A 25805-nucleotide genomic window follows, 5' to 3' on the forward strand; every position below is an offset into this window, starting at 1 on the left:
CAATCTGCCCAAAGGTGTTCCCGTGCAACGTACTCTACTGGCTGTGGCGCTTGCCACGCTTCCCGGTCTGGCCGCGGCGGCCGGACTGGCGTCCTCCATCGGCGCCGTGACGGTCTACCAGGACCGCGCCGTCGTCACCCGCGCCGCCAGCAGCGAGCTGGCGGCGGGCGAGCATGAGCTGGTGCTGGAAAAGCTGCCCGCCAGCCTGCAAGAGAACTCGTTGCAGGTATCGGCCAGAAGCTCCGGCCAGGCGACCTTGCTGGACGTGCGGGTGCGCGATGCGTATCAGGCCGACACCGCCAACGAGCGCGTCAGGCAGCTGGAAGAACAGATCCGCAAGCTGACCGGCCAGCAGGCGGCATTGGACGACGAGGCCGCGGTACTGGACAACCAGCGCGAGCTGGTGGCGATGATGCAGCGTGGCGCCACCGAGCCGGCCAAGGATGGCCCGCGCCCCACGCTCGACGAACTGAAGGCGATCCAGGCGCTCAGCGCCGATACGCTGACCCGCGCCCTGGCCGGCCTGCGGCAGGTGGCCGAGCGGCGCGAAGACCTGGCGCGCCAATTGACCGCCGCGCAAGGCGAACTGGGGCGCTTGCAGGGCCAGCTCAATCGCCGCACCAAGACCGTCACGCTGCGCGTCAACCTGGCGCGCGCCGGCAAGCTGGACCTGAACGTGTCGTACGCCGTGGCCGGCGCCCGCTGGACGCCTTCCTACGATGCGCGGCTGCGCCGGGCCGACCGCAGCATCGACCTCGGCTACTTCGGCGTCATCCGCCAGAACACCGGCGAAGACTGGAACAACGTCAGGCTCACGCTGTCGACCGCGCGGCCGGCGCTGGGCGGCGGCGCGCCCAAGTTGACGCCCTGGATCATCGACGTGGCGGCCCCCCGGCCGCCCATGCCGATGCCGGCCGCCGCCCCCTCGCCGTTGACGCGCGGCGATGCGCGCGCGCGCATGAGCGCCAAGGCCAGCGCCGAGATGACGGCGGTCGAGGCGGGGGCCCCGCTGGAAGAGGCCGAGGTTTCGACCGCCGCGGTGCAGGCCGAGGCCACCAGCGCCTCGTTCCAGATCCGCTCGCCCGCCACACTGCCCTCGGACAATAGCGCGCAGCGCGTCGCCATCACCACTGCCAAGCTGCCGGCCACGCTGCAATACCAGTCCACCCCGGCGCTGCGCGAGGCGGCGTTCCTGACGGCCCTGGCCAGCAATGGCACCGACTATCCGTTCCTGGCCGGCACGCTCAATACCTTTCTGGACGACGCCTTCGTCGCCGCGTCGTCCTTGAAAACCGTGATGCCCGGCGAGAAACTCGAACTGGCGCTGGGCGCCGACGACGGCATCTCGATCAAGCGCCAGCTGGTCAATCGCTTCACCGAAAGCACGGGCTTTTCGGGCAGCGGCAAGCGCGTGACCTACGAATACAAGATCACCGTCACGAACAACAAGACCACCAAGGAACAGGTCACGTTCAAAGACCGGCTGCCCATCTCGCGCAACGAGAAAATCGAGGTCAAGCTGCTGTCGCCGGCCGAGCGCGACATCAAGCGCGACGATGATGGCGTGCTGGTCTGGAACTGGGACCTGGAGCCGGGCAAGTCGCGCGAAACCGTATTGAAGTTCTCGGTCGACTATCCTGGCGACATCGACGTGGCCGGCCTCTGACCGCCTTGGCGCCGCCGGCGGCCTTCACTGCCGGCGGCAGAAGGCAATGAAATCTTCCGGGGATAGCGGTACCGAAATGCCGTACCCCTGCGCCACCTTGCAACCGAGCTCGCGCAGCAACTGGATATCGCGCTCCTGCTCGACCCCTTCGGCCACCACCAGGCGGCCCAGCGCCCGTCCCATTTCGATGGCTGCCGCCACCACCGCGCGGGACGCCGGCTCGCGGTGCATGTGCACGATGAAATCGCGGTCGATCTTCAACTCGGTGAACGGCATGGCGGAAAACAGCCGCATCGAGGCAATGCCCGCGCCGAAATCATCCATGGCCAGTTCGAAGCCCCGCACCCGCAGCAGGTTCAGCGCCGACGACAGGGCCAGCCAGTCGATGACCGGCTCGTCCTCGGTCAGTTCGATCTTGACCAGATGCGCCGGCAGGCCGGCGCGCGCCATCCGTTGCTCCAGCGCGCCCGGCAGGTCGGGCGCGCACAGCGTCGAGGCCGAGGCGTTGATCGCGATCGGCACCGCGATGCCTTCGGCGTGCATCGCCACCAGCACCTCGACCACGCAATCGGCGACGCGGTTGAACAGTATGCGGTCCAGTCCCAGCCGATGCGCGGCCGGCACGAAATCGGCGGCGGCGATGGCGCCCAGCGTCGGATGATCCCAGCGCGACAGGGCCTCGGCGGCGATCGCGCGGCCGCTGTCCAGGTCGACCTGCGGTTGCAGCACCACGCGCATGCCCTCGCCCGACGCCAGCGCCTGCCCCAGCTCGGCCTCGATCAGGTCGCGCCGCACTGAGATCTGACGTGGCGAACGCGTGTCGTCTTCCACGCTGTGCAGGGCCGCTTTGATGGCATGCTGCAAGGCGGTGCGCGACACGGGCTTGGCCAACGCCTGCGATGACGGGCAGCCCGCCTGCATGGCCAGCCGCACATGCGATTGCAGCAGTTCGTCGGCCAGGCTGCTGATCCAGATGATGGGGGGCATGGTCTTGATACGGCCGCTGTCGACCAGCCGCCGCAACTCATTGGGCAGGCGGGTGCCATCGCCCTCGCCCATGGCGATGTCGCTGACCACCACGTCGTAGCTCTGCCGCGCCAGCGCGGCGATGGCCTCGACGCTGCTGCTCACGCCGGCCACGCGCCGGTACCCCAGTGCCAACAGCATGTTCTGCAGGTAAGCACGCTCCACCGGATGGTCCTCGACCAGCAGGATCCTCCGGGTAGCGGCGCCAGCGTCGGTTTTGGGCATCGCGCAAGTCCTCGGATGTGTCGGCATTCGAACAGGCTGGCGGCGCCGGTGACAGGCCCCCGGGCCGGACGCGATCGCGGGAGCGCGTTGCGTCAATGCTAAGGCATCTTCGCCGGCAGCGGCGCGGCGAGAAAGCCCTAGGACCGATTAGGGCGATGCAGGCGCCAATCGGGCGAGATCAAGGGGGGACGTAGCCCGGACGGACGACGCCCGCGGGTGCGATAATGGCAGCCCTTTCCCGCATCTACGGCACGGAGCTTCCCTTGACCCGCATTGACGATCCCCTGCATGACCGCGAGGTCGGCACGGCCGACGCCACCCAGGACAACACCCGCACGGACGACACCCGCATCAGCGCGGTGCGTCCCCTGATCTCGCCCGCCCTGCTGCAGGACGAATTGCCGGTCTCGGCGGCGATCCAGACGCTGGTGGAGGACAGCCGCGCCCGCATCGCCGACGTGCTGCATGGCCGCGACGACCGCCTGGTGCTGGTGGTGGGCCCCTGCTCCATCCATGACCACGGCCAGGCCATGGAATACGCGCGCCAGCTGCGTGCCGCCGCCGACCAGTACCGCGACGACCTGCTGGTCGTGATGCGCGTGTATTTCGAAAAGCCGCGCACCACCGTGGGCTGGAAGGGCTACATCAACGACCCGCGCCTGGATGGCAGCTTCCGCATCAACGAAGGCCTGCGCCGCGCCCGCGAACTGCTGCTGGACATCAGCGGCCTGGGCCTGCCGATCGCCACCGAATTCCTCGACCTGCTCAGCCCGCAGTACATCGCCGACCTGATCGCCTGGGGCGCCATCGGCGCGCGCACCACCGAGAGCCCCAGCCACCGCCAACTGAGTTCGGGGCTGAGCTGCCCGCTGGGCTTCAAGAACGGCACCGACGGCGGCGTGCAGATCGCGGCCGACGCCATGGTCGCGGCCAGCGCCAAGCACGCCTTCATGGGCATGACCAAGATGGGCATGGCCGCGATCTTCGAAACCCGCGGCAACGCCGACACCCACGTGATCCTGCGCGGCGGCAAGCAAGGCCCCAACTACGACGCCGCCAGCGTCGACGCCTGTTGTGCCGTGTTGCGCGCGGCCGGCCAGCGGGAACAGGTCATGATCGACTGCTCGCACGCCAACTCCAACAAGTCGCACCTGCGCCAGGTGGACGTGGCCCGCGACATCGCCGCGCAGTTGGCCCAGGGCGATACCCGCATCACCGGCGTGATGATCGAGAGCCACCTGGAGGAAGGCCGCCAGGACCTCAAGCCAGGACAGCCGCTGCGCCCGGGCGTGTCGATTACCGACGCCTGCCTGGGCTGGACCCAGACCCTGCCGGTGCTCGACATGCTGGCGCAGGCGGTGCGCGAGCGCCGCGCCAAGGCCCGCGCCTGACGCGGTCGCGGCCTGCCTGGCCGGCCCGCTGCGCGCCGGCCTAGCGGTTCAGCGCATACGGCGCCGGGTCCATGTCCGGCGTCTCTCCGGTCACCAGGCAAGCCAGCAGCTTGCCCGTCACCGGCCCCAGCGTGAAGCCGTGATGCGCGTGACCGAAGGCCAGCCACAGCCCGGGATGGCGCGGCGCCGGGCCGATCACCGGGCGCATGTCCGGCATGCAGGGCCGGCACCCCATCCACGGCGTCTTCTCGACCGCCTCGCCGAGCGGCAGCAACTGGGCCGCCAGCAGGCGCGCACGCGCGACCTGCACCGGCGACGGCGGCGCATCGCGCGGCGCGAATTCGGCGCCCGTGGTCAGGCGCAAGCCCAGCGTCATCGGCGACATCACGAAACCGCTGTCGATATCGGCCACCGGCCGCGACAGCGCGGCGCCATCCTCCAGCGCGAAGTGCTGGTGGTAGCCGCGCTTGACCGCCATCGGCACCCGGTAGCCCAGCGGCCGCAACACGTCGGACGACCACGGCCCCAGCGCCACCACCACGTCACGCGCCTCCAGCGGCCCGGTCACGCCGCGCACGCGCCAGCCGCCGCCGGCCACCGCTTCCAGGCTGCGTGCGTCGCCGCGCGCCAGCGTGCCGCCGCGTTGCTGGAACAGGGCCGCGTAGCCGCGCGCCACGGCGCCCGGATCGGACACATTGACGGGGTCACGCCAATGGATGGCGCCCACCAGATTGGGCGACAGGGACGGCTCCAGCGCCGCCAGCGCCGGCCGGTCCAGCACCTGGTAGTCCAGCCCGTAGCAGGCCAATGCCACCGCGTCGGCCGCGGCACGATCCAGGCTGGCCTGGCTGCGCATGCCGTCGATCCAGCCATTGCGGCGGAACAGATGGGAGATGCCGGCCGCGTCCTTGAGCACGTCGTGCTCGGTCACGCTGCGTTCGATCAATGGCAGCATGGCGGCCGCGGCGCGCGCCAGCCGCGACGGCGCCGAATGCCACCAATAGCGCAGCAGCCAGGGCGCGATGCGCGGCAGGAAACGCGGGTGGTAGCGGACATCGGGCCGGCGGTTGCCGGCATAGCGCAGCAGGCTGCGCCAGTCGCGCGGAAAGGCATAGGGAATGACACTGGCGCGTTCGATCAGCCCGGCATTGCCATAGCTGGTCTCCTCGCCCGGGCCGCGGCGGTCGAACAACGTCACCGAGCGTCCGCGCGCCTGCAGATGCAGCGCCGCGCTCACGCCTATGATGCCCGCCCCCAGGACCACCACGTCTGTTTTCATGCTGCGCATTCTGCCCCCGGGGCATCGCCGCGGCAAGCCCGCGCGCGGGCGTAGAATCGACCATCGCCCGCCGCCGGTCGCCCGCCGCCGGCCATGGCGCCGCACGCCCGGCCGCGATGCGTTTTTCAGGAGCCCTGCCCTTGCCCGCCCTCGCCCCCCTGCAACCCGTTACTCTGGAAGGCGACATCGTGCGCCTGGTGCCTTTGACAGCCGCCCATGCCGGCCCCCTGGCCGAGGTCGGCCTGCACCCCGAACTCTGGCGGCTGCAGCCGGAACCGATCGACAGCGCCGCAGACATGCGCCGCTATGTCGAGCGCGCGCTGGCCGGCCAGGCCGCCGGCGACTGCCTGCCCTTTGCCATCGTGCGGCGGGCCGACGGCCAGGTCATCGGCACCACCCGCTACATGGATATCGCCCTGGCGCACAGGCGCCTGGAGATTGGCGCCACCTGGCTCACCCCGGCCAGCCAGCGCAGCGGCGCCAACACCGAGGCCAAGTATCTTTTATTGCAGCACGCCTTTGAAACAATTGGTATCATGCGGGTCGTGTTCAAGACGGAGGCGGCCAATCTGCAATCGCGCCAGGCCATTCTCCGCATCGGCGGCGTCGAGGAAGGGGTATTCCGCAAGCACCTGATCGCGCAGTCGGGACGCACCCGCGACATGGCCTATTTCGCCATCCTCGAAGAGGACTGGCCCGCCGCCAGGACGCGCCTGCTGGCGCGCCTGCGCCGCGCAGCGTGATGGCCGGCGGGGCTTGCTCTTTGTCTTTCATCGTGGCCTGCGCTCAAGTTCCCGCAACCGGAGGCCGTTAATGCGGTACCCGGGGCAGGCTCGCCGTCCGAGCGCCCCGCTCATTTCAAGTCAGGTATGGATCGTTCTCCCCTCGCCCCGCCCGCGCCGGTCGGGCACAATCGTCCCAGTATCTTCATCTACACCGAAGAACAGCGGGGCAACCAGTTGGTCGAATCGCCGGTGATCGGCATGCTTTCGGACGTTTCAGGTTCGGACAAGCTCGTCGTGGTGCAGGACCCGTTCAGCGGCATCAAATTCATCTATCGCGTCGACCACGAAAGCAGCAACCTGGACGCGGCGGCGATCACCGAGCAGGACGAGTCCGCTTTCAACGGCAGGAATTCGGTACAGATCAACGCCATCTCCTACAAGTTGGGAACGGCCGACAGCGCAATGAAGTTGCTGCGCGGCAAAAGTCAATGGATCCAGGACAAGGGTGCCGTACTGTCGGTGCTGTTGCAGAACGCGGCGGCCCGCAAGACGCGCTTCGCGCCGCCGCGCATCGAACGCGACCGCGTGCGCAAGGTGCCGCCCGGCGTGCCGGTGGAATATCTGGCCGCCGCGCCAACGCCCTGAACCGACCTGGCGGTGTACAACTTTCGCACGACTTTCTTATCCACAGAAACTGTGGATAAGAAACTGACGCAGGCAGGCGGGCCGGCCTGCGCGGCGACACCGCAGGGGCTGCTCATTTTTTGACCACCCGGTGCCGCGCCAGCGGCTGCCCTGCGCAACATGCTGCGCCGCCACAACGGCGATAATGATATTCTCCGCGGGAGCGCCTCGAGGGGATCTCATCGGCTGGCGCATCCCGGCCCTGCGCCCCAGCCAGGCGGACCCATCCACACCAATAAAAAGCCGTAGCATGAAAGGAGCGGAAAGCGTGTTTGCCCATGGAGCGCCCCGCGCGCAACCGCCTGCTCGTCCGGCGCCGTGACCATCATCATCGTCGACGATCACGGCGACTGGCGCGACACCATCGCCGAATTCATCCACGACCTCGGCCTGGGCGAAGCCATCCTCACGGCGGGCTCGCTCTCCGAACTGGATCAATTGCTGCTGAACGTCACTCCCGGCATCCTGGTGCTGGACGCCATGCTGCCCGATGGCGACGGGCTGACAAGGGTCGCGCATCTGCGCACCACGTATCCCTCGATGGGCATCATCATGCTCACCGGCCGGCTGCTGAGCGAAGACAAGGTGTCGGGGCTGAGTCTGGGCGCCGACCACTACCTGACCAAGCCCGTCAATCTGGCCGAACTCGGCGCGACCCTGGTGTCGCTGTCGCGGCGCCTGCGTGTCGTGCCCGCGGCCGACCCCGAAGCGCCAGCCACCGAGATCTGGCGCTTCGATCCCGCGCGCCGCAGGCTGGTGTCGCCCAAGCGCGTCCACGTCGACATCACCGACACCGAAAGCCGCCTGATCGGCGCCTTGATCCAGGCCGCGCCGCTGCCGCTGTCGCGCGGGCGGCTGGTCGAGGCGCTGGGCGCCAGCACCGAGGCCTATGACACCCATCGTCTCGATGCGCACATGCACCGGCTGCGCCGCAAGCTGCGCGCGCAGGCCGGCGGCGACATGGGCATACGCACCGTTTATGGCGTCGGCTATGTCTGCACCATGCCGGTGCAGATCGTCGGCAACAGCAAGCACTGAATTTTCCCCGACATGGCACTGACCGATACCCGCCCCCGCCGTTCCGTCCTCTACATGCCGGGCGCCAACGCGCGCGCGCTCGACAAGGCGCGCAGCCTCGATGCCGACACGCTGATCCTCGATCTCGAGGACGCGGTCGCACCCGACGCCAAGGCATTGGCGCGCGAGCAGGTGGCCGCGGCCCTGCGCGCCGGCGGCTACGGCCGGCGCGAATGCGTGGTGCGCGTCAATGCGCTGGACACGCCGTGGGGCCTGGACGACGTGCGCGCGATCGCGCGGGCCGGCGCCGATGCGGTGCTGCTGCCCAAGGTGCAATCGGCTGCTGAACTCGACGCGCTGGCGCGCGCCCTGGATGCGGCTGGCGCGCCGGCCGCATTGCCGCTGTGGGCCATGGCCGAAACGCCCTTGGGCTTTCTGCGGCTGGACGCGATTGCCGGCGGCCACGCGCGCCTGGCGGCCATCGTGGTGGGCACCTCCGACCTGGTCAAGGACCTGCGCGCGCGCCATACGCCCGAGCGCCACGAGACGCTGCTGGCGCGCTCGCTGGCAGTGCTGGCCGCGCGCGCCCATGGCCTGGCGGTGCTCGACGGCGTGCACCTGGACCTGGACGATGAGGCCGGCCTCGCGGCCGCCTGCCGCCAGGGACGCGACCAGGGCTTCGACGGCAAGACACTGATCCATCCGAAGCAGATCGCCGCCGCCAACGCCGCGTTCGCGCCGTCCGCCAGCGAATTGGCCAATGCCCGCAAGCGGCTCCAGGCCTGGCGCGCGGCGCAGGCGGCGGGCCAGGGCGTGGCGGTGGTGGACGGCATGTTGGTCGAGAACCTGCATGCGCGCGAAGCCGAACGCCTGCTGGCAATGGCCGCCGCCATCGAGGCCGGCCCGGCCGGCGCCTGAACTACAATACCCCCCGCGATCCCGGAGCGGCCCCGCCGCTTCCGCCCGCCGCGCCCGGCGCGGCCCGCATGTCGCGCCGCCGGCGCGATGTCTTCCCGGTTCCGTTTTTTTCGCCGCTGCCTGTGGCGGGAACCTTGCCGCGCGTTCGTCGCGCCCCCCCCCTGCCACACGATTCATGATCCGCTTCCAACAAGTTTCACTCATGCGCGGCGTCAAGCCCTTGTTCGACAAGGTCGACCTGCTGCTGAACCCCGGCGACAAGATCGGCCTGATCGGCGCCAACGGCGCCGGCAAGTCGAGCCTGTTCGGCCTGCTGCGCGGCACGCTGCACGCCGACCAGGGTGACCTGGATTATCCCGCCAGCTGGCGCATGGCCTATGTGGCGCAGGAAACCCCCGCGCTCGATCGCCCCGCCATCGAATACGCCATCGACGGCGACGTCACGCTGCGCAAACTGGAGGCGGAGCTGGCCGCGCTCGAAGCCGAGCCGGAAAGCGCCGAGAACGGCCTGCGCATGGCCGACATCTACGCCGCGCTGGCCGACGCCGACGCCTACACGGTGCACTCGCGCGCCGAGCAACTGCTGACCGGCCTGGGCTTCACGCAGGCGCAAATGCAGTTGCCGCTGACCAGCTTCTCGGGCGGCTGGCGCATGCGGCTGAACCTGGCGCAGGCGCTGATGTGCCCGTCCGACCTGCTGCTGCTGGACGAGCCCACCAACCACCTGGACCTGGACGCCATCATCTGGCTGGAAGACTGGCTCAAGCGCTATCCGGGCACGCTCATCGTGATCTCGCACGACCGCGACTTCCTGGACGGCGTGGTCAACGTCATCGTCCACATCGACGAGCGCAAGCTCAAGCGCTACTCGGGCAACTACTCGTCGTTCGAACGCCAGCGCGCCGCCCAGTTGGAACTGGCGCAGGGCATGATGGAAAAGCAGATGCGCCAGCGCGCCCACCTGCAATCCTTCATCGACCGCTTCAAGGCCCAGGCCAGCAAGGCGCGCCAGGCGCAGAGCCGCATCAAGGCGCTGGCCCGCATGGAAGAAGTGGCGCCGCTGCGCGCCGCCGCCGAGTTCTCGTTCGAGTTCCGCGAGCCGCTGCGCGCGCCCAATCCGCTGCTGACCATGGACAAGGTCAGCGCCGGCTACCGCAACACCGACGAGGACAGCGGCGTCACGTCCGACAAGATCATCGTGTCGGGCATCGACTTCTCGCTGCAGGCGGGCCAGCGCCTGGGCCTGCTGGGCATCAACGGCGCCGGCAAATCGACCTTCATCAAGACCATTGCCGGCGAGCTGCAATCGCTGGCGGGCGAGACCCAGTTCAACAAGGGCCTGTCGATCGGCTACTTCGCCCAGCACCAGGTCGAGATGCTGCGCCATGACGAATCGCCGCTGTGGCACATGACCAAGATCGCGCCGACGGTGCGCGAGCAGGAGCTGCGCAACTTCCTGGGCAGCTTCAATTTCAACGGCGCCATGGCCACCAGCTCGATCGCGCCATTCTCCGGCGGCGAGAAGGCGCGCCTGGCGCTGGCGCTGATCGTGTGGCAGCGCCCCAACCTGCTGTTGCTGGACGAGCCCACCAACCACCTGGACCTGGAAACCCGCGAGGCCCTGACCACCGCGCTGGCCCAGTTCGAGGGCACGCTGGTGCTGGTATCGCACGACCGCCACCTGCTGCGCGCCACCACCGACCAGTTCATCATCGTCGCCGACGGGCGCTTCAGCCCCTTCGACGGCGATCTGGACGACTACAAGGACTGGCTCTACAAGACCAAGCTGTCGGCCAAGGCCGCGGCCTGACCGCGCGGCCGGAGCCCGGCGGCGATGCGCTTCGCGGCATGGTCCATTCGCGTTCGAACGCGCTACAATCCCGCGAATTGCCCGCCCGGGCCCGCCATGCGCGGCGGTCCGCGCGCGACAACCGACAACCACGTCCCGCTGTACGCGGGACGCGTTTTTTTAGCGCTCCTAGATGCCGATCAAAGACCAACTTTTCCTCGCCAGCCAGTACCTGGCGCCGCATCACCTGGTGTCGCGTTTCTTCGGATACGCCTCGGACTGCCGGGAACCCGCGGTCAAGAACTGGATGATCTCGCGCTTCGTGCGCAAGTACGGCGTGGACATGCGCGAAGCCGTGCAGGAAGACGCGCTGGCCTACGATTGCTTCAACGACTTCTTCACCCGCGCCCTCAAGCCGGACGCGCGCCCGCTCGACGATGAACCCGGTGGCGTGCTCTGTCCCGCCGACGGCGCCATCAGCCAGATGGGCGCCATCGAGCATGGCCGCATCTTCCAGGCCAAGGGCCACAGCTATGGCCTGACCGACCTGCTGGGCGGCGATGCCGAACGCGCCGCGCCGTTCCAGGGCGGGGAATTCGCCACCATCTACCTGTCGCCCAAGGACTACCACCGTGTCCACATGCCGGTGGCCGGCACGCTGCGCGAAATGATCCACGTGCCGGGCCGGCTGTTCTCGGTCAATCCGCTGACGGCGCGCAACGTGCCGCGGCTGTTCGCCCGCAACGAGCGCGTGGTCTGCATTTTCGACACCGAGCACGGCCCCATGGCGCTGGTGCTGGTGGGCGCCATGATCGTGGCCTCGATCGAAACCGTCTGGGCTGGCCTGGTCACGCCATACAAGCGCCGCGTCAAGGCAGTGCGCTACGACGACGCGGCGCGCGCGCCGATCCATCTGGCCAAGGGCGCCGAGATGGGCCGCTTCAAGCTCGGCTCGACCGCCATCGTGCTGTTCGGGCCGGACAAGGTGCGCTGGGCCGATACGCCGTCGGTGCGCGGTCCCGTGCGCATGGGTGAACTGCTGGCGTTGCCGCGGACCTCGTTTCCGCAAGGCGAATGATCCCGTACGGATTTATTCGCTTTATGCAGTGAGGCGGCCTGGGTAGATTGGCGGTTTTTCTCTCCGCCGCCATGTCCGCCTCCTCCCTGCCCGCCACCACGCCCGCCGCCACCGCTCGCCCCGCCGACCGCCCTTCGCGCGCCCTGGCGCGCATGCTGTCGCTGGATGATTTCGAGGCCGCCGCGCGCAAGCGCCTGCCGCGCCCCATCTTCGGCTACGTGGCCGGCGCTGCCGAGGACAACCAGTCCCTGCGCGCCAATCGCGACGCCTTCGGCCGCTATGCTTTCCAGCCGCGCGTGCTGGTCGACGTGTCGCGCCGCAGCCAGCACATCGAACTGTTCGGACGACGCTACGAATCGCCGTTCGGCATCGCGCCGATGGGCATCAGCGCGCTGTCGGCCTACCGCGGCGACATCGTGCTGGCGCGCGCCGCGCACGAACAGGGCATCCCGGCCATTCTCAGCGGCACTGCGCTGATCGCGCTCGAAGACGTGATCCGCGAAGCGCCTGGCACCTGGTTCCAGGCCTACCTGCCCGGCGACCCGGCCCGCATCGACGCGCTGGTGGCGCGCGCCGCACGCGCCGGCTATGAAACCCTGGTGCTGACCGTGGACATTCCGGTGTCCGCCAATCGCGAGAACAATGTGCGCACCGGCTTTTCCACCCCGCTCAAACCCAGCCTGCGGCTGGCGTGGGACGGCTTGACGCGGCCGCGCTGGCTGGCCGGCACCTTCCTGCGCACCCTGCTGGCCCATGGCATGCCGCATTTCGAGAACTCGTTCGCCACGCGCGGCGCGCCCATCGTGTCGGCCTCGGTGTTGCGCGACTTCAGCGCGCGCGACCACCTGAACTGGCAGCACGTGGCCCGCATCCGCGCGCAATGGCGCGGCACGCTCATCATCAAGGGCATCCTGCATCCGCAGGACGCGCGACTGGCGCGCGAACACGGCGCGGACGGCATCATTGTCTCGAACCACGGCGGCCGCCAGCTCGACGGCGCCATCCCGCCCCTGCGCGCGCTGCCCGGCGTGGTGGCCGAGGCCGGCGCCATGCCGGTCATGATGGACAGCGGCGTGCGCCGTGGCGGCGATGTGCTCAAGGCGCTGGCGCTGGGCGCGCGCTTCGTGTTCGTGGGCCGTCCGTTCAACTACGCCGCCGCCGTCGGCGGCCAGGCGGGCGTGGCGCATGCCATCGGCTTGCTGCGCGCCGAGGTCGACCGCAATATGGCCATGCTGGGCATCAACCGCCTGGACGAACTGGACGCCAGCCTGCTGGCCGCGGCCTGAGACCGCCGGGGCGCCGCCTGGCCGCCGCCCCGGCGGCACAGCATAGAATGACGGTTCCTCCGCTTGCGCCGGGCCGGCCTTCGCGCCGCCCACCTGCTCCGTCGACCGTGTCGCTACGCCAATCCTCGTTCTTCCTGCGTTTTCTGACCCTGGGCGCGCTGGCCCATGTCTATGTCGGCGCCCGCCTGATCGGCGATGCCGGCCTGGCCGGGCCCAGCGCCGCCAGCGCCATCCTGCTGCTGATCCTGTCTTGCGTCCTGATCCCGCTGGGGATGCTGGCGCGCTCGTCGGTGCATCCGCCCTGGGGCGATCGCATCGCCTGGGTCGGCCTGATCGCGATGGGCCTGTTCTCGTCATTATTTGTGCTGACGGTGCTGCGCGACGCGCTGCTGCTGGCGCTGTGGCTGGCCGACCTGGCCACCGGCCTGGCGCCGCCCTGGCCCGCGCTGCGGCGCGCCAGCGCCCTGGCGGTGGCGGCGCTGGCGCTGGCGGCGACGCTGGTCGGCTTCTACAACGCCCGCCGCCGCGCCCGCGTGGTCAAGGTGGACGTGCCGGTGCGCGGCCTGCCGGCCGACCTGGACGGCTTCACCATCGCGCAGATCAGCGACATCCACGTCGGTCCGACCATCAAGCGGCGCTACGTCCAGGCCATCGTCGACGCCGTCAACGGACAGGCGCCAGACATGATCGCTATCACGGGTGACGTGGTGGACGGCAGCGTCGAGCAACTGGCGCCCCAGGCCAGCCCCCTGGGCGAGCTGCGCGCGCCGTTCGGGGTGTACCTCGTGACCGGCAACCATGAATACTATTCGGGCGCGGCGCCCTGGGTGGCGGAATTCCGCCGCCTGGGCCTGCGGGTGCTGATGAACGAGCACGCGGTCATCCACCCCGCCGGCCTGCCGCTGGTCGTGGCCGGCGTCACGGACTACAGTGCCGGCGCCTTCGATCCGCATCAACGCAGCAATCCGGCGGCGGCCCTGGCAGGCGCCCCGGCCGACGCCGCGGCGCGCATCCTGCTGGCCCACCAGCCGCGCAGCGCGGCCGCCGCCGCGCCGCTGGGCTATACCCTGCAATTGTCCGGCCACACCCACGGCGGGCAGTTCTTTCCGTGGGGCTTTTTCGTGCGCTTCCAGCAGCCGTACACGGCCGGACTGCACCGCCTGGGGCAGATGTGGATCTATGTCAGCCGCGGCACGGGCTATTGGGGACCGCCCAAGCGCCTGGGCGCCCCGTCGGAGATCACCTGCCTGCGGCTGCGGCCGGCGCCTTGAGCGGCCGGCGGCGCTCAGGCCGCTTCCGGCAGCGGGCCGCGCTCCAGGTAGCTGGTCAGCGCGATATCGCTGGTGGTGTTGGTAATCCCCTCGATCTGGTGAATGCGCGCCAGCAACGCCTCCAGCGCCTGGGTGTCGCGCACCCGCACCTTGAGCAGCATGGCGCTTTTGCCGGTGATGGTGTGGATCTCCTCGACCTCGGTCAGTTCGGCCAGCCCCAGCACCTGCTGGGTGATGCTCCAGTTGTTGGTGTCGACGTGCACGAACGCCAGCAGCGGGCGGCCGATGCGGGCACCGTCGAGCTTGGCGGCGATCCCCTTGATCAGGCCGTCGCGCTTGAGGCGCTTGACCCGCTCGTGTACCGCCGGCGCCGACAGATTCAGCACTTTGCCCAGTTCGGCATAACTCGGCGAGGCGTCGTCCGCCAGCAGCGTTAATAATTTTCGGTCGCGGTCGTCGAGATCTGGCATCGGAATCTGGTTCTGCCTAACGGCATTCGAACTTTTACGGGATTAAGGAATATCGGTGTTAACCCTTATTTTATTCCAATAAAATCCCCATCATGCAGAACCGCGATACCGTTGGCGCGCCCTCGCGCCGCCAGCCGCTTCCCCCCGCCATTGCCGCCTTGATGTTCGCCGTCAGCGTCGTCGGCTCCAACGGCCTGGCCCTCAGTCCCATCCTGTCCGACGTGGCGCGCGCGTTCGCCGCCACCCCGCTCACCGTCAGCAGCGCCATCTCGGCCTATGGCGCGGCGACCGCCGCCAGCGCCTTCCTGCTGGCGGCGCGCATCGATCGCTGGGGCATCCGCCGCTCGCTCCTGGCCGCGATGGCGGCGTTGATCGCCGCCTTGCTGATGTCGGCCGCCGCGCCGCACTGGATCATCCTGACGGCGGCCCAGGCCCTGGCCGGCGCCGCCGCCGGCGTCATCCTGCCCGCCGCCTACGGCTCGGCCTCGCTGGTGGCGGCCAGCGGCCAGGAGACCCGGGCCTTGGGCCGCGTGATCTCGGGCTGGTCGGTGTCGCTAGTGGCCGGGGTGCCGCTGTCGGCGCTGATCTCGGACGCCATCGGCTGGCGCGCCACGTACGGCGTGCTGGCGCTGTGCGCCGCGGTAGCCTTGACCGGCCTGCGCAGTCTGCCCGAGCGCCGCGGCGTCAATGTCGCCGCGCCCCCCCCTGGCGCGCCTGCTGGCGCCGCTGTCCTATCGCGACGTGCCCGTGCTGCTGCTGGCCTGCCTGGCGTTTTCGTCCGCGTTCTACGGCGTCTATGCCTTCCTGGCCGACCATGTGCGCACCGTGCTGGGCCTGACCGCGGGCCAGGTGGGCCTGATCGCCTTTGCCTACGGGGCCGGCTTCCTGCTGGCCGGCCTGGCTGGCGCGCCGCTGATCGAGCGGCTGGGTCCGCGCCGCGCCCTGCCGCTGGCGCTGGCCGCCATCGCCCTGGTCTATGTGGCCCTGCTGCCCGCGGCGCATGCGCTGCCGGCGGTGCTGGCGATCGCATTGCTGTGGGGCGGCGCCTCGCAATTGAGTCTGAACCTGCTGGTGCTGCTGTTGTCGCGCGCCCGGCCCGATGAGCGGGGCGCGGTGCTGGGGCTGAATACCTGCACCACCTATCTGGGCGCCAGCGTGGGCACGGCCGTGGCCGGCGCGCTCTATACCCACGCGGGCTTCGCAAGCCTGGGACTGGCCGCGGCCGCGGCCGTGGCGCTGGCGGCGTCGATGCTGCACTGGCGCCTGAATGGCCGCCGCGCCGGCGAACGCCGCGCCGCCGCCTGACACCGTCTCAGCCCGGCAGCACCACCGCGCAATCCCGGCCGGCGCGCTTGGCCTGGTACAGCGCCTGATCGGCGCGCCGCAGCACGTCGGATATGCTGGCATCGGTCTCCAGGAAGCGGGTGATACCGCCGCTGGCCGACAGCATCAGGGCGTGGCCGTCGATCTGGGCGGGATGCTGGCGCAAGCTGGCCCGCAGGCGGTCGCAGACCGCCAGCGCCACGTCCTTGTCCGCGTCCTGCAGCAACACCACGAATTCCTCGCCCCCCAGACGCCCCACCGAATCGCCTTCGCGCAGACACGTGCGCAGTTGGTCGCAGAAATGGCGCAGCGCGGCGTCGCCGCCCAGGTGCCCGTGGCGGTCGTTGACCTGTTTGAAATAATCCAGGTCGAGCATCAACGCCGTATGACAGGCGCCGCGCTTGGACGCTTCCAGCAGCCCTTTCATGCGTTGCAGGACCTCGGCCCGGGTCCAGCATCCGGTCAGGCCGTCGACCTTGGCCAGGCGCGCCAGCGCGGCTTCGTTGCGCCGGTTCTCGGTCATGTCCATGCCGATGTTGACGACGCTGCCATCCGGCAACCGCACGTTGGACCACAACACCGACAGGCGTTCGCCATCGCGCGCCAGCGGCTGCCATTCGCGGAATGACGGGTGCGGCGCGCGTGCGACGCTGTCGATGACACGGGCGCGGATCTCGGGGTCGGGATAGAACAACGCCAGCGGCTCCGCGTGGCGATTGATCTCTTCGCGGGTCCAGCCGAAACGGCGCTCGCACGCCGCGTTCCAGAGCAGGCACTTGCCCCGCTCGTCAAACGCGTTGATCAGCACCGGCGCATTCTGGAACAGCGCCTGGTACTGCGCCACCACCGCGCGCAGATGGGCCAGTTCGGCATCGCGCGGATCCGGCAGGCCGGCGCTGTCGCGATCGGCGTCCGGCGGGTGCGGCGCAATCAGGGCGTCATTCGAGAAGTCGAGTCGCATGGGCAGGCAGACGGGAAAAGCGGCGCGGCCCGGCCGCGTCTCGGACCGGGGCGAAGAGAGCGCGGCCAGTATACGTTCAAGCCCGCGCCGCGAATGCCAAGAAACGTCAATTCGCGCCGGCGCGGCGCCGCGGCGCTACCAGGGGAAGGTGATCAGGTCGCCATACAGGCTGCGCAGCTTGGCCTTGACCTCGGGCGAGTGCTGGTAGATCGAGATGAATTTGAGCAAGCGCGGATCCTGCGCGTGGTCGGGCCGCGTGACCCAGCGGATGGCGTAGCGGCGCACATTGGCCGGATCGGTATTGTCGAACGCCAGGCCGTCTTTCTCGTTCAGGCCGGCCTGCTTGGCGAAGGTGGTGTAAGTGACCGATGCCGTCACGTCGTCGAAGGCGCGGGCCGATTGGGAGCCTTCGATCTGCACCAGTTTCAGGCGCTTGGGATTGTCGGTCACGTCCTCCAGGGTGGCTTGTTGCGCCACGCCCGGCTTGAGCTTGATCAGGCCTATGGATTGCAGCAACAGCAGGGCGCGGCCGGTGTTGACCGGATCATTGGGGATCGCGATGGTGGCGCCATCCGGCAGCGGCTCGCCCTTGCCGAGCTTCTTGGAGAACAAGCCGATGGTGGTGGAATAGCCGTAGGCGATGGGCGTCAGGTGGGTGCCGCGCCGGGCATTGAACAGCTGCAGGAAGGGTTCGTGCTGGAAGAAGTTGGCGTCGATCGAACCGTCGGCCACGGCAATGTTGGGCAATACCCAGTCGTTGAACTCGACCAGTTCGACCGCCAGGCCGGCCTTGCGCGCCTCGGCCACCGCCAGTTCGGTGGCGGCGTTGGCCACGCTGGGAATCAGGCCGATGCGCAGCGGCTTGTCGGCCGCCAGCGCCGGCGCGGCGCTGGCCACGCCCAGGGCGGCCACGGCGGCGGCGCGCGCCAGGGTCAGGAACAGGGAATGCAAAGACATGGAATCACCCGGTGAAAAACGCGTGGTATGACTATTGTGCCGCAGCCCGGCGCCGGCGTGGCCAAAGGCCCTTGGGAGCGTGATGGCGATCATGCCGCGCCGTGGCGCTACACTCAATCCCGGCACTGCAACACCGCATCACGGAGGCCGACCTTGCAAAACACCGCCACCCTGCCCACCCACGTCACCTTGATCGGCGCGCCCACGGACATCGGCGCGGGCGCGCGCGGCGCCTCGATGGGTCCGGAAGCCCTGCGCGTGGCGGGCATCGGCCCGGTCATCGAGGCCCAGGGGTTCACGGTCATGGACCGCGGCAACCTATATGGCCCGGCCAATCCGTGGCAGCCGCCGGTGGACGGCTACCGCCATCTGGACGAAGTGGCCGCCTGGAACCAGGCGGTGCACGACGCCATGTACGCGGCGCTGGCCCAGGGCTCGCTGCCGATCCTGCTGGGCGGCGATCATTGCCTGGGCATCGGCTCGATCAGCGCGGTGGCGCGCCATTGCCGCGCCACGGGCAAGAAGCTGCGCATCCTGTGGCTGGACGCGCATACCGATTTCAATACCAACGCCCTCACGCCCACTGGCAACATCCATGGCATGCCGGTGGCCTGCCTGTGCGGCCACGGCCCGGCGCCGATCGTCGGCATGTCGGGGCAGACGCCCGACATCGACCCGTCCTGGGTGCGCCAGATCGGCATCCGCAGCGTCGACGAAGGCGAGAAGCGCCTGGTCCACCAGGCTGGCCTGGAAGTCTTCGACATGCGCTACCTGGATGAAATGGGCATGCGCGCAACGATGCAAGCCGCCTTGGCCGGACTGGACCAGGACACCCACCTGCACGTCAGTTTCGATGTCGACTTCCTCGATCCCGAGATCGCCCCGGGCGTCGGCACGACCGTGATGGGCGGCCCGACCTATCGCGAGGCGCAGTTGTGCATGGAGATGATTGCCGACACCGGCCTGATGCGCTCGCTCGATGTGGTGGAATTGAACCCGGCCTTCGACGTGCGCAACAAGACCGCCGATCTGGCGGTGGACCTGATCGAAAGCCTGTTCGGCAAATCGACGCTGGTGCGCCGGGGCGCCTGAAACCGCGTCAGCCCTCGCCCTGCTGGCGGATCGCCGCGGCCGTTGCCGTCAGGCTGCGCACATGCTGCTCGCGCCGCGCCCGCACGCGCGGCGTCGGCCCCGCCAGGCACAACGCATACCATTCGCCGGCGCGCTCCAGCGCCACCGCCAGGCCGGTCAGGTCCGCCACGCTTTCCCCCGCGTTCTCGGCCCACCCTTGCGCCTGGACCCGCGCCACGTCTTCCAGCAAGGCGGCGCGCGTGACATGCGTGCGCTCGGTGTAGCGGCGGTAGTCGGCCGCCGCCAGCACCGCCTCGCGCTCGGCCGGCGCCAGGCGCGCCAGGATCGCCTTGGCCACCGCGCTCGTATGCAGCGGCCGGCGTTCGCCCGGCCTGGTCGCGTAATGCACCGGCTGGGCCGATTCGGCCACTTCCAGGAACAGCACGCCCGCATCCTGGATCTTGCCCAGCATCACGGTTTCATCGCACTGGTCGCGCAGCGCGCGCAAGAGCGGCCGCGCCCGCTCCAGCCACGGGTCGCCCGCCTGGATCAGGCCGCACAGCGCCTGCAGCCGCGGCGTCGGGTAGTAGCCGCCACGGCGCCGGACTTCGTAGAGATAGCCGCGCCCGACCAGGGTGCGCACCAGCGCCAGGCAGCTCGACATGGGCGCGCCCAGCCCCTGGGCCAGGTCAGTGAGCGACAGCGGCCGACGCGCCTGCGCGTACAACTCGATCAGCTCCAGCGTGCGGACGACCAGTTTCACTTCCATGGTGCGGCGGCCTCGACGAACGGCGTTGACTTTTCGTAATCGTGAACATAAATTCTTGCACAGGAATTTTTATTCACCAATAAGAATAAATTTTCAGCCGGATGGAGAACCGGCGCCCCGGCCCAGCATTCGCGTCACCCAAGAAAACCGATATTCGGCTCGCCCGACGGGCCGTGGAGACAAACCGATGCGTATCCCTCCCCTGTGGACGGCCGTGGCCGCCACGCTGGCCGCCTGCGCCATGCATACCCCGGCCGCGCTGGCCCAGACCCCTGCCGCCGACATCGTGCGGCTGGGCGTGTCCAACGACCGTTCGGGCATCTATTCCGACCTGGGCGGGCTCGGCTCCGAAGCGGCCGTGCGCATGGCGGTCGAGGACTTCGGCGGCAAGGTCGCCGGCAAGACCGTGGAAGTGATCGGCGCCGACAACCAGAACAAGGCCGACGTGGCCTCGGCCCTGGTGCGGCGCTGGTTCGATACGCAGGCGCTGGTGGCGGTGGTCGACGGCGGTGCCAGTTCGACCGGCCTGGCGGCCCAGGGCGTGGCGCGCGAGAAAGGCGGCACCGCCCTCATCAGCGGCGGTTTCGCCGGCGATTTCAGCGGCAAGCAATGCAGCCCCCTCAGCACCCAATGGGCGCCCGATACCTATGCTCTGGCCAATGCGGTGGTCAAGAGCGTGGTCGAAGGCGGCGGCAAATCCTGGTATTTCATCACCACCGACTACGTGTTCGGCAAATCGCTCGAAGCCAATGCCAGCCGCTTCGTGGAAGGCGCCGGCGGCAAGGTGCTGGGCAGCACACGGCATCCGCTCGGCGCCATGGATTTCGCCTCGTTCCTGCTGCAGGCGCAGGCCTCCCAGGCCAATGTGGTGGGGCTGGCCAGCGCCGGCGGCGACCTGGTGAACCTGATCAAGCAGGCCCAGGAATTCGGCCTGACCGGCGGCAAGCAGCGCCTGCTGACCTTCCTGACCTTCATCAACGATGTACAGGCCATGGGCCTGCCGGTGGCGCAGGGCCTGGCCTTTCCCACCGGCTTCTACTGGGACGCCGACGACGACACCCGCGCCTGGACCCGGCGCTGGCAGCAGAAAATGGGCGTGACCCGGCCGCCATCGATCGTGCAGGCATTGAGTTACGTCGCCACCACGCATTACCTGCAGGCCGCGCAGGCCGCCGGCACCTTCGACGGCGCCGCCGTCAACCAGAAGATGCGCGAGTTGCCCATTACCACCAAACTGATCAAGAATGCCCGCATACGCCCCGAAGATGGGCGCGTCATCATGGACCTGTATCTGGTGGAAGTGAAAAAGCCCGCGGAGTCCAAGTATCCCGGCGACTTCTACCGCATCCTGTCCACGGTGCCCGGCGATAAGGTGTTCGTTTCGCTGGCCGATAGCGAATGCCCCTTGATCAAGAAATAAATCCGCTTTCCCGAGGAGACATCCCATGAAGTGCTATTGCGTCGTCAACTTCCGCGAACCGCTGCAGCAGATGGAGCAGGCCACGCCCACCCCACAAGGGTCGCAAGTGCTGCTGAAGGTGCGCGCCGCGGGCGTTTGCCACAGCGATATCCACTTGTGGGAAGGCGGCTACGATCTCGGCCAGGGCCGCACCCTGTCGCTCAAGGAGCGCGGCGTCTCGCTGCCGCTGACGATGGGCCACGAGACCGTCGGCAGCATGGTGGCGGCCGGCCCCGACGCCACCGGCATCGAGCCGGGCCGCAACTATCTGGTCTACCCGTGGATCGGCTGCGGCGCCTGCCCGACCTGTCTGGCGGGCCAGGAGAACCACTGTACCGCGCCCGCCTGCCTGGGCGTGCATCGCGCCGGCGGCTATGCCGACCACATCCTGGTGCCGCACCCGCGTTACCTGATCGACATCGGCGACCTGGATCCGGCCCGCATCGCGCCCTACGCCTGCTCGGGGCTGACGACCTATTCGGCGCTCAAGAAGATCGGCGAAGCCGTCTACCGCGAGCACCCCGTGGTCATCTTTGGCGCCGGCGGGCTGGGCCTGATGAGCCTGACCCTGATCAAGGCGCTCGGCGGCAAGGGCGGCATCGTGGTGGATATCGACCCGGCCAAGCGCCAGGCCGCGCTGGAGGCCGGCGCCCTGGCCGCCATCGACGGCGCCGCGTCCGACGCCGCGCAGCAGATCATCCAGGCCGCCGGCGGCAAGCCGCTGCAGGCCGCCATCGACCTGGTCGGCGCGCCTTCCACGACCTCCCTTGCCTTCGATTTCCTGACCAAGGGCGGCAAGCTGATCATCGTCGGCCTGTTCGGCGGCGCCTCGTCGTGGCCGATCGCGTTGATTCCCATGAAGGCCATGTCCATCATCGGCAGCTACGTCGGCAACCTGGCCGAACTGCGCGAACTGATGGACCTGGTGCGGACCGGCAAGGTGCCGCCGATGCCGGTGCACCGTTATGCGCTGGACGAGGCCGACAGCGTGCTGGCGTCGCTGCGCGCCGGCAAGGTGCTGGGCCGCGCGGTACTGACGGTGGATTGAGCCGCCGGCCGGGCGATTCGGGGCGGACACGAGCGCATCCGGCGCCGCCCCGGTCTGCGATGGCGCGGCCAAGGGCGGCCGGGCAAGGCGATTCGGCCTATCATAGGCACCTGCCTTCCTATTTCTCCGCCTGTACAAAGGACCTCGCATGACCGACCGCCAGCTCACCATCCTCGCGGCCATCAACCTCCTGGTCGCCGTCGGCGCCGGCGCGTTCGGGGCGCATGGCCTCAAGCGCCTGGTGACGCCCGAGTTGCTGTCGGTATGGCAGACCGGCGTCCTGTACCATCTGATCCACGGGCTGGGCCTGTTCATCATCGCGCTGCTCGGGGCGCGCTATGGCTCGCCGCTGCTATCGGCGGCCGGCCTGACGATGTTCGCGGGCATCGTGCTGTTTTCAGGCAGCCTGTACCTCCTGACCCTGACCGGCACCCACTGGCTGGGCGCCATCACACCCCTGGGCGGCGTCGCCTTCCTGGCCGCCTGGGCCATGGTGGCGCTGGCCGCGTACCGCGCCCAGGGCTGAGTCCGCGCCGGGCATCCCCCGGCCTTCCCCGCATTACCCCCATCTGGCGGCCGCGGCCGCCTTTCCCGCTGGACCCCGATGTCGTCTTCCACCGTTTTCCCTGCCGTGCGTGACCGCTCCGCTTTCGCGGGCATTGCCTGTGTCGCCGGCGGCATCTTCTTTCTGACGCTCAGCGACGCCAACGCCAAATGGCTGGGCGCCTCCTACAACCCGCTGCAGATCCTGTTCCTGCGCGCCTTGATCGCCCTGCCGTTCGTCACCGCGCTGGCGCTCTGGCTGGGCGGGCGGCGCGTGCTGCGCACGGCCCATCCCGGCCTGCACCTGACGCGCGGCGCCATCAACGTGGTGTCGGCCTGTTTCTTCTATCTAGGATTGCGGGCGCTGCCGCTGGCCGAAGCCACTGCCATCGCGTTCGCCGCCCCCCTGTTCGTCACGGCACTGTCCGTGATGATCCTGAAGGAACGTGTCGATGGCCGGCGCTGGCTGGCGGTGCTGGCCGGCTTCGCGGGGGTGCTGATCATCGTGCGGCCCGGCACCAACGCCTTCCAGGCCGCCACCCTGCTGCCGCTGACCACCGCCTTCCTGTATGCCGTCATGATGATCACGGCGCGCAGTATCAGCCGCGCCGAAGGCATGCTGACCACCACGTTCTACATCGTCGCCGGCCAATTGGCGTGCAGCGCCTTGCCCCTGGCGTGGGTCTGGCAGACGCCGGCCATCGCCGACCTGCCCTATTTCGCCGCGGTGGCGCTGTTCAGCACGCTGGGGCTGGCGCTGATCACCCAGGGCTTTCGCATCGCGCCGGCTTCGGTGGTGGCGCCGTTCGACTACACCGGCCTGATCTGGGCCACGCTGCTGGGCTGGATCTTCTGGCGCGAGGCGCCGGACGCCTATGCGTACCTGGGCGCGCTGTTCATCGCCGGCAGCGGCGTCTATATCGCGTTGCGCGAGGCACGCGGCGGCGGCCGGGGTTCGCGCCAGCCCCGCGCCGGGGTGAAAAGATAGGGCGGCCTGCCGCTCCTGGTCCGGACCGGCAGACGCCTGTCCGCCTCCCGGGCGGTCCGGCGGACCGGCGCCGCTGCGGCCTCAATTGGCCTTTTCGTCCTCGCCGGCATAGCCGCTGATGTAGGGCCGGCCCGAGCAGCGCACCATCGCCACGCAATTGGGCCGGCCGCTCTTGGCGCTGCAGGTGTCGCGGGCCGCGTCGCGCGCCGTCTTCGGGTCTGGATCGAGCGCGGTATAGCTGGTGCCGCGGCCTTTCACGCCCTTGGGCCAGGCCAGGCCGACGCAGCTGTCGCGGTAGGTCAGCACCTTGGTGCAGCCGCTGCACTCCTCCCATTCCAGCAACTTGTTGATGGCGTCCTTTTCATTGGGGTAGCCATCCGAATACGTCAGGTCGCCCGAGTCCTTTTCGGCGACGGCGCCCCAATACTCGCGATCGTTCAGCCTGGCCGCCAGCGCTTCCAGCTCGGCTGGCGTCGCGGTCCTGGCCGCCTGCAGGTCCTGGGCGCTATAGCCCGGCCCGACGCATAACGGCATCGTGGTCAGCCAGCACTTGCCGTCGGGGCTGCCGGCGGTGCAGCGGCGGATCGCCTTCCTGGCCGCCATTTCCGGCGACACGCTGTTGCCGGGGAACAGGTCGTTGGAGGTGTTGCGGGCATAGGTCATGCAACTGTCCGAAAACCAGCTCAGTGATTTGCAGTCCTTGCCGCCGCCCCGGCGGCACTCGGCCAACGCCGCCGACGCGGCCGCCTTGGAGGAATCTTCCGGCAGCGCCCAATAGATCCTGGCGTGTTTGCCGTCCGTCGCGATGCCGCCATACAGCGCATCGGCGTGAGCCTGCGGCGCGAACAGGCTTGCCGCCAGTGCCAGCGCGCCGAGCGCCGCGCGGATCATCCGGGAAAAGCGGGCAAATATCATCGTCGGGTTCCAGATCGAGAGGAATTCAGCGGCACCGATCTTAGCAAAGCGCCTGGCAGGTCCGTCCCCTTTCCGGGAATCGGCCAGGCATATTGCGTAACAAATTTCACGGTTGGCGGCAGGATGCCGGCCCCATTTTCCGGTAAAAATGGCGGACCTTGCGCAAGCAGGCTGTCAATCGGCAATCAGCCGTCCGCCGCAGGCCAAGTTGGCCTGCGCTGTCACGAAGAGAAACAAAACGCCTGGCGCGCCCGGACCAAGATCGCCGCCGTCCCGCCTGGCCGCCACGGAGCACCGACCGCAAGCCATGACGTTCCTCGCGCCCCCTTCCCTCCGCCGCCTGCCGCTGCGCCTGGCGAGCAGCCTGATCGCCGCCGCCAGCCTGGCCGGCTGTGCGCCGATGCCCACTGGCGGCAGCTCTTCCCTGCCATCCTTGAGCCGGGTCTTTTCGGAAGGCCTGTCGTTCTCCCCCAGCGTCAATGTGGCCCGCAACATGCAGGGCCGCTCGATCAACGATGCCATTGCCGCGCTGGGCGAACCCTCAAGGAAGCGCGCCGTCGGCAACACCCTGGAATTGGAGTGGTCCGATTACCAGGCGGCGCCTTATCAGGAATGGGTGACGACCGGCACCAGCCAGCAGGTGGTCGGCATGATCCCGGCCACCCGCGGCAGCGCCGCGACACCGGTATTCCAGCAGAGCAGCTCCGGTTACTACCAGAACCGCACGCGGGTCTATGAATGCAAGGTGCTGATGCGCATGCAGGACAGCGTCATCGTCGACGCCACCGTCGATGGCAACGTCTGCCCGGAATTCATCGCCGCGTTGCGTAAATGGGCCGGCGAAAACGAAGCGAAGAATTATGTCGTGAAATAAGGCGCGGACCTCGTCGCGTAAACCGCGCCGGGCCACGCAAGGATTATTCCGGCGGGTTTGTCGACATTGTTT

The 25805-nt window shown here is 68.9% G+C and carries 25 protein-coding genes and 1 pseudogene; 18 read left to right on the plus strand and 8 right to left on the minus strand.

All coding sequences use genetic code 11. The features are described 5' to 3' along the window. Positions 1-22 precede the first annotated feature (22 nt). Positions 23-1666 carry a mucoidy inhibitor MuiA family protein gene (locus HV701_RS05720; protein ID WP_254595119.1) on the plus strand — a complete coding sequence of 548 codons (1644 nt, stop codon included), beginning with the start codon at positions 23-25 and terminating at the stop codon, positions 1664-1666. 24 nt (positions 1667-1690) lie between these two features. Here the strand turns inward: HV701_RS05720 and HV701_RS05725 are convergent, their stop codons facing one another. Next, on the minus strand, positions 1691-2917 hold the full coding sequence (locus HV701_RS05725) for an EAL domain-containing response regulator (RefSeq protein WP_175132103.1): 1227 nt from the start codon (positions 2915-2917) through the stop codon (positions 1691-1693). A gap of 263 nt (positions 2918-3180) precedes the next feature. Between HV701_RS05725 and HV701_RS05730 the strand changes: the two genes are divergently transcribed. Further along, positions 3181-4308 carry a 3-deoxy-7-phosphoheptulonate synthase gene (locus HV701_RS05730; RefSeq protein ID WP_244957774.1) on the plus strand — a complete coding sequence of 376 codons (1128 nt, stop codon included), beginning with the start codon at positions 3181-3183 and terminating at the stop codon, positions 4306-4308. A gap of 40 nt (positions 4309-4348) precedes the next feature. On the opposite strand, the gene HV701_RS05735 is transcribed toward HV701_RS05730, so the two are convergent. Beyond that, positions 4349-5587, minus strand: coding sequence for an NAD(P)/FAD-dependent oxidoreductase (locus HV701_RS05735; protein WP_175132104.1), 1239 nt, complete (start codon positions 5585-5587; stop codon positions 4349-4351). 116 nt (positions 5588-5703) lie between these two features. Here HV701_RS05735 and HV701_RS05740 point away from each other — a divergent pair, with 116 nt between their 5' ends. From HV701_RS05740 to HV701_RS05775, 8 genes are all read left to right on the plus strand, one after another. Continuing rightward, on the plus strand, positions 5704-6330 hold the full coding sequence (locus tag HV701_RS05740) for a GNAT family N-acetyltransferase (protein WP_175132105.1): 627 nt from the start codon (positions 5704-5706) through the stop codon (positions 6328-6330). A gap of 126 nt (positions 6331-6456) precedes the next feature. Further along, positions 6457-6957, plus strand: a complete 501-nt coding sequence (locus HV701_RS05745) for a hypothetical protein (RefSeq protein WP_175132106.1) — start codon at positions 6457-6459, stop codon at positions 6955-6957. Between the two features lie 357 nt (positions 6958-7314). Further along, entirely contained in the window at positions 7315-8034 is a 720-nt protein-coding gene (locus HV701_RS05750) for a response regulator transcription factor (RefSeq protein WP_175132107.1), read from the plus strand. A 12-nt stretch (positions 8035-8046) separates the two neighbouring features. After that, complete coding sequence (locus tag HV701_RS05755) at positions 8047-8931, plus strand: HpcH/HpaI aldolase/citrate lyase family protein (protein ID WP_217467950.1); 885 nt, start codon at positions 8047-8049, stop codon at positions 8929-8931. A 175-nt stretch (positions 8932-9106) separates the two neighbouring features. Further along, positions 9107-10741, plus strand: a complete 1635-nt coding sequence (locus tag HV701_RS05760) for an ATP-binding cassette domain-containing protein (RefSeq protein WP_054419566.1) — start codon at positions 9107-9109, stop codon at positions 10739-10741. A 172-nt stretch (positions 10742-10913) separates the two neighbouring features. After that, positions 10914-11798, plus strand: coding sequence for an archaetidylserine decarboxylase (gene asd, locus HV701_RS05765; protein ID WP_175132108.1), 885 nt, complete (start codon positions 10914-10916; stop codon positions 11796-11798). 71 nt (positions 11799-11869) lie between these two features. Beyond that, positions 11870-13084 (plus strand): alpha-hydroxy acid oxidase, encoded by a 1215-nt coding sequence (locus HV701_RS05770; protein WP_175132109.1) that lies wholly within the window; start codon positions 11870-11872, stop codon positions 13082-13084. Between the two features lie 107 nt (positions 13085-13191). Then, positions 13192-14355 (plus strand): metallophosphoesterase, encoded by a 1164-nt coding sequence (locus tag HV701_RS05775; RefSeq protein ID WP_175132110.1) that lies wholly within the window; start codon positions 13192-13194, stop codon positions 14353-14355. Between the two features lie 14 nt (positions 14356-14369). On the opposite strand, the gene HV701_RS05780 is transcribed toward HV701_RS05775, so the two are convergent. Then, positions 14370-14825: an Lrp/AsnC family transcriptional regulator gene (locus HV701_RS05780; RefSeq protein ID WP_175132111.1), complete on the minus strand. Its 456-nt coding sequence runs from the start codon at positions 14823-14825 to the stop codon at positions 14370-14372. A 70-nt stretch (positions 14826-14895) separates the two neighbouring features. Further along, on the minus strand, positions 14896-15093 hold the full coding sequence (locus HV701_RS26720; protein ID WP_254595120.1) for a hypothetical protein: 198 nt from the start codon (positions 15091-15093) through the stop codon (positions 14896-14898). Here HV701_RS26720 and HV701_RS26725 point away from each other — a divergent pair. Together HV701_RS26725 and HV701_RS26730 are read left to right on the plus strand one after the other, a co-directional pair. Continuing rightward, positions 15038-15463, plus strand: a pseudogene (locus tag HV701_RS26725) (MFS transporter); the annotation flags it as partial. The gene HV701_RS26720 and the pseudogene HV701_RS26725 sit on opposite strands and share 56 nt — an antisense overlap. A 49-nt stretch (positions 15464-15512) precedes the next feature. Beyond that, complete coding sequence (locus tag HV701_RS26730; protein WP_254595121.1) at positions 15513-16130, plus strand: MFS transporter; 618 nt, start codon at positions 15513-15515, stop codon at positions 16128-16130. 7 nt (positions 16131-16137) lie between these two features. Here the strand turns inward: HV701_RS26730 and HV701_RS05790 are convergent, their stop codons facing one another. Beyond that, positions 16138-17109, minus strand: a complete 972-nt coding sequence (locus tag HV701_RS05790; RefSeq protein WP_175132112.1) for a GGDEF domain-containing protein — start codon at positions 17107-17109, stop codon at positions 16138-16140. 135 nt (positions 17110-17244) lie between these two features. Further along, entirely contained in the window at positions 17245-18066 is an 822-nt protein-coding gene (locus tag HV701_RS05795; protein WP_175132113.1) for a MetQ/NlpA family ABC transporter substrate-binding protein, read from the minus strand. A 153-nt stretch (positions 18067-18219) separates the two neighbouring features. On the opposite strand from HV701_RS05795, the gene rocF reads away from it, so the two are divergent. Next, on the plus strand, positions 18220-19158 hold the full coding sequence (rocF, locus tag HV701_RS05800) for an arginase (RefSeq protein ID WP_175132114.1): 939 nt from the start codon (positions 18220-18222) through the stop codon (positions 19156-19158). A gap of 7 nt (positions 19159-19165) precedes the next feature. Here rocF and HV701_RS05805 read toward each other — a convergent pair whose 3' ends face one another. Further along, the gene (locus tag HV701_RS05805) at positions 19166-19906 is read right to left on the minus strand and encodes an IclR family transcriptional regulator (protein WP_175132115.1); all 741 of its coding nucleotides are present in this window, start codon (positions 19904-19906) and stop codon (positions 19166-19168) included. A gap of 187 nt (positions 19907-20093) precedes the next feature. Between HV701_RS05805 and HV701_RS05810 the strand changes: the two genes are divergently transcribed. From HV701_RS05810 to HV701_RS05825, 4 genes are all read left to right on the plus strand, one after another. Then, the gene (locus HV701_RS05810; RefSeq protein WP_175132116.1) at positions 20094-21326 is read left to right on the plus strand and encodes an ABC transporter substrate-binding protein; all 1233 of its coding nucleotides are present in this window, start codon (positions 20094-20096) and stop codon (positions 21324-21326) included. Between the two features lie 25 nt (positions 21327-21351). Next, complete coding sequence (locus HV701_RS05815) at positions 21352-22413, plus strand: alcohol dehydrogenase (protein WP_175132117.1); 1062 nt, start codon at positions 21352-21354, stop codon at positions 22411-22413. A 148-nt stretch (positions 22414-22561) separates the two neighbouring features. Further along, a complete protein-coding gene (locus HV701_RS05820) occupies positions 22562-22939 on the plus strand; it encodes a DUF423 domain-containing protein (protein ID WP_175132118.1) in 378 nt (125 codons plus the stop codon). 78 nt (positions 22940-23017) lie between these two features. Further along, positions 23018-23944, plus strand: a complete 927-nt coding sequence (locus tag HV701_RS05825) for a DMT family transporter (RefSeq protein WP_175132119.1) — start codon at positions 23018-23020, stop codon at positions 23942-23944. A gap of 81 nt (positions 23945-24025) precedes the next feature. On the opposite strand, the gene HV701_RS05830 is transcribed toward HV701_RS05825, so the two are convergent. Further along, on the minus strand, positions 24026-24859 hold the full coding sequence (locus HV701_RS05830) for a DUF4189 domain-containing protein (RefSeq protein WP_175132120.1): 834 nt from the start codon (positions 24857-24859) through the stop codon (positions 24026-24028). 307 nt (positions 24860-25166) lie between these two features. Here HV701_RS05830 and HV701_RS05835 point away from each other — a divergent pair, with 307 nt between their 5' ends. After that, positions 25167-25733, plus strand: a complete 567-nt coding sequence (locus HV701_RS05835) for a hypothetical protein (RefSeq protein WP_175132121.1) — start codon at positions 25167-25169, stop codon at positions 25731-25733. Positions 25734-25805 lie beyond the last annotated feature (72 nt).

This window comes from Achromobacter pulmonis, from assembly GCF_902859765.1.
Classification (GTDB): Bacteria; Pseudomonadota; Gammaproteobacteria; order Burkholderiales; family Burkholderiaceae_B; genus Achromobacter; species Achromobacter pulmonis.